The 3,537-nt window shown below is 32.4% G+C and carries 3 protein-coding genes; all 3 read right to left on the bottom strand.

The window, feature by feature from the left end:
• Positions 1-517 (bottom strand): tetratricopeptide repeat protein (locus ACKPEB_RS03770; protein ID WP_408963461.1); only part of this gene is annotated, 517 nt, incomplete at its 3' end.
• A 39-nt stretch (positions 518-556) separates the two neighbouring features.
• A complete protein-coding gene (locus ACKPEB_RS03765) occupies positions 557-2,473 on the bottom strand; it encodes a tetratricopeptide repeat protein (protein WP_408963460.1) in 1,917 nt (638 codons plus the stop codon).
• Positions 2,474-2,639: 166 nt separating this feature from the next.
• Positions 2,640-3,537: DMT family transporter (locus tag ACKPEB_RS03760; protein ID WP_408963459.1), on the bottom strand; the 898-nt coding region annotated here is incomplete at its 5' end.

Below are 3,537 nucleotides of genomic sequence, written 5' to 3'. Positions count from 1 at the left end.
CAAAGGTTGATAAGGTCTGATAATATTCTAAGGCGGGTTCCCATTGACCTAATTTAATACAAGAATAGCCTAAATTTTGATAACACTCTATTAAATCGGGTTGTAATTCTATTGTTTTTAAATAATTGGCGATCGCTTTTTCCCATAGATTTTCTTGAAAATAAGCATAAGCCAGACTATAGTAACTCCAGACAAAATCAGGCTTTAATTCTAAGGCTTTTAAATAAGCATCAATAGCAGGTTTCCATAATCTTAATTGAATTAAACTATTTCCCATAAAGAAATATGACCAAGACAAATTAGGATTAATGGTTATTTCTTGTTGAAAAGCTGCGATCGCATTTTCCCACTGTTTTAAATTCTGATAAATATCCCCGATTTGATAATAAATTAAAGGAGAGTTTGGATCAATTTCAATAGCTTTTTGATAGTTTAAAAGGGCTTCTTGCCAGTTTTTTTCTTGATAATATTGATGACCCAGACTAATATAGGCTTCCACTGTAGAATAATTATCCATCAATGCTTCTCCTGATTTGTTCTATTTTTTAATATATTTCTAAGTAAAAATGTTAATAATTGTTTTAATTAAACAGTCTACCCGTTTGGGAATCAAATATTGATTTTCTTTCATGACTTTAGCCATTTTATTAAAGGTATCAATACATAAATTCATCCTGTATTCATATTCTGACCATTTCATCTGATCAATATAGTTAAAGAGTTCTAGGGGACTGTTAAATTGACAATAATCAATAAAGCTATTCGGGGGAAAATCTTCATAAATCGTTGATCTTTCTCCTCCATAATAAATCGGTAAACACCCAGCAATAATAGCATCCCAAATTTTTTCCGTACAATAGTAAGGAGCAATGGTATTCTCAAAACAGAGATTAAAATGATAATCTTGTAAAATTTCAAATTTTCTGATTGTCCAATCTCCATCCCTAGAATCTTCTAAAGACACCCCTTCCTCCCAACCTTGACCATAGATATCAACCCTTCCTAAATAATACCCTATTAAGGCAATTTCACAGCGTAATGTATTCAAATCAATATTTTTTCCCTCTCTCAATAAGGTAGCATTGTGCTTTTTCGTGATTAATGTTACAACTTTTTTACGTTTTTTGCGATTAAAATCAGTTTCTTTTAATAATGGTAAAGATTGATTAACAGCTTCCACCCTTTGATGCCAAATACAACAAGTATAGTTATTAATAAAAACATCCTGAGTATAGATATTCATAATATGAATATTGATTTGATTTAAACTTATTTTTTTAGAAAAATTGATATCAAAACGAGGTTCTTCTGTATATAAAAGATATTTTTTACTCTGCTGATATTTATAACCAAATAGTTCTAAAACCTTGAGATTATCCGCAATAATTAAATCAGCTTTTTCAGGGTTATGAGTGAATTCAATATAATGATTTTTGAGTTGTTCAATGACGAAATAACTATTAGGACTAAACAAGGTTGAACTAATGGGGAATGGAAGAAAGACTTTAATGCTTTTAGGATGATCAATCGTATTGTTTAATTGAAGAGGATGCTCCTTGAATTGGCTTAAAAGCTCTCTCCATTGTTGATTTTGGGGAGAGAGTTCTATTTTCAGTTCAACAGCTTTATTATAATTCTCTAATGCTTGATTCCAGTTTCCTAACCGCAGATAAGCATAAGCTAAATCTTGATAGCAACAATAATAATCTAATTCTAATTGAGTCGCACGTTGATACAGACTAACGGCTTTTTCCCAGAATTCTAATTTTAAGTAAACTTTACCCAATGCTTGATAAACCCAATAAAAATCCGGTAATAATTCAACTGATTTTTCATAATTTTGGGCTGATTCTTGATAATTCTCTACCGCAGCAAAACATTCTCCTAAACGGAAATATGACCAAGGAAAGTCTGATTTTTGGTAAGTTGAAATTCGGTAAGTGGCGATCGCTTCTAACCAATCTTGCTGACGATAATAGATTTCACCCAGCTTATAAAATGAAAACCAAAGATTCGGTTGTAATTCAATAGCTTTTTGATAATAAAATCGAGCTTTTTGCCAATTTTCTTGTTGATAATAAACCTCTGCAATCCTTTCATAAATATGACCTGAATTTGGCTTAAAATCTAAAATCTTATAATAAGTATTAATGGCTGTTTCCCAGTTTTTAAGTTGAGCATAAATATTTCCTAATTCATAATAAGATAACTCAAATTTAGGATTTAATTGAATTGAATAACGATATAAATCAATTGCTAAATCAACTCGATTTTGCTGTTGATACTGTGACGCTAATTTCTGGTAAACAACCGCCCCTAAATAGGGTTTTTGTTGAAATAAAATAAAAACATGATTGATAGCTTTCTGAATTTGATTATCGTTAAGCGAAGAAAAATAAGATGTTAAAATTTCAACAATGGATTCACTAGAACTTGCTGATAAATCAAGATCAATCGGAAATTCAGACATCATTTTTAGGTAGATATTTAGTCTAAATCAATTGTACAATTGTTTTGATTATAAAAGGAAATTAATCGTTCATCTTAAGACACAATTGTAAAGGTAAACATACTCAAAATTCACAACAATTGTTGCCTAAATAATTTGTACCAAGTTTCATGATCAAATTGGAGGTTAACTATAACTTTGGATGTATTGATGTACTGGGTTTCTTCTCTAGCTCGGGAATTTCTAACGGTAACTCAACTTCATTTCCTTCTGCGGCTTGTAAGAAATTAGCATCGGCTTGAGAAGGAGCAACATCTGGGGAACGTTTGAGTTTTAGCTTTTCCGCTAAGGTATCCCGTTGATTCACCAAATAGATACTGACTAATGTTAACCCCACTCCCATTGATTGTAACGGACTAAGAACTTCTTGTAAAAAGAAATTTCCAAATAACAATGCAAAAACCGGGGTGAGAAATGTCAGTGAACTTAAACTGGTTAAGCTTCCACTGGATGCAAAATAGAAAAATAAACCATAAGAAATTGCACTTCCAAATATTGTTGAATAACCCATAGCGAACCAACCCGACAGATCAATATTTTGCCATTGTTGAGTTTCTAAAATTCCCGATAACCCAAATAAAGGCAACCCCCCAATAATCATGTGCCATCCGGTTCCAATGACCGGATCAGCATATCGACAAACCCAACGGACTAATACTGTTCCCACCGCCATTGATAATGCGGCTAATAACATCAACCATTCCCCACTATTAAATAGTTGAGTAAAATCCGCAGAAGTTGTTAATAATTCAGGATTAAATAAGCCTAAAATCCAATCATCGGGTAAACCAATAAAACTAATTCCAATAATGCCAATAGCTAACCCCAACCATCCCCAAAACCCAATGGTTTCTTGAAATAACCACAGAGATAAAATTGCAACAGCTAAGGGTTGAGAATCTATCATAACTGAGCCTAAACCCGCTCCAGTTCTCACTAAACCTTGAGCTAAAAATCCTTGAAATAAGGTCGCATCCACTAACCCAAAAATTGAGATCCACAGCCAAGCTTGCCATGTTTTAGGTTGT

Origin of the sequence: Planktothrix sp., assembly GCF_046067725.1 — a bacterium.
In the GTDB taxonomy this organism is placed as follows: domain Bacteria; phylum Cyanobacteriota; class Cyanobacteriia; order Cyanobacteriales; family Microcoleaceae; genus Planktothrix.
Note: the sequence above shows the minus strand (reverse complement) of the source record. Positions and strands in the feature narration are given on the sequence as shown.

What these genes read in the sequence shown, in the direction of transcription:
- ACKPEB_RS03765 (WP_408963460.1), bottom strand. Translation starts at nt 2,473, where the DNA reads ATGATGTCTGAATTTCCGATTGATCTTGATTTATCAGCAAGTTCTAGT.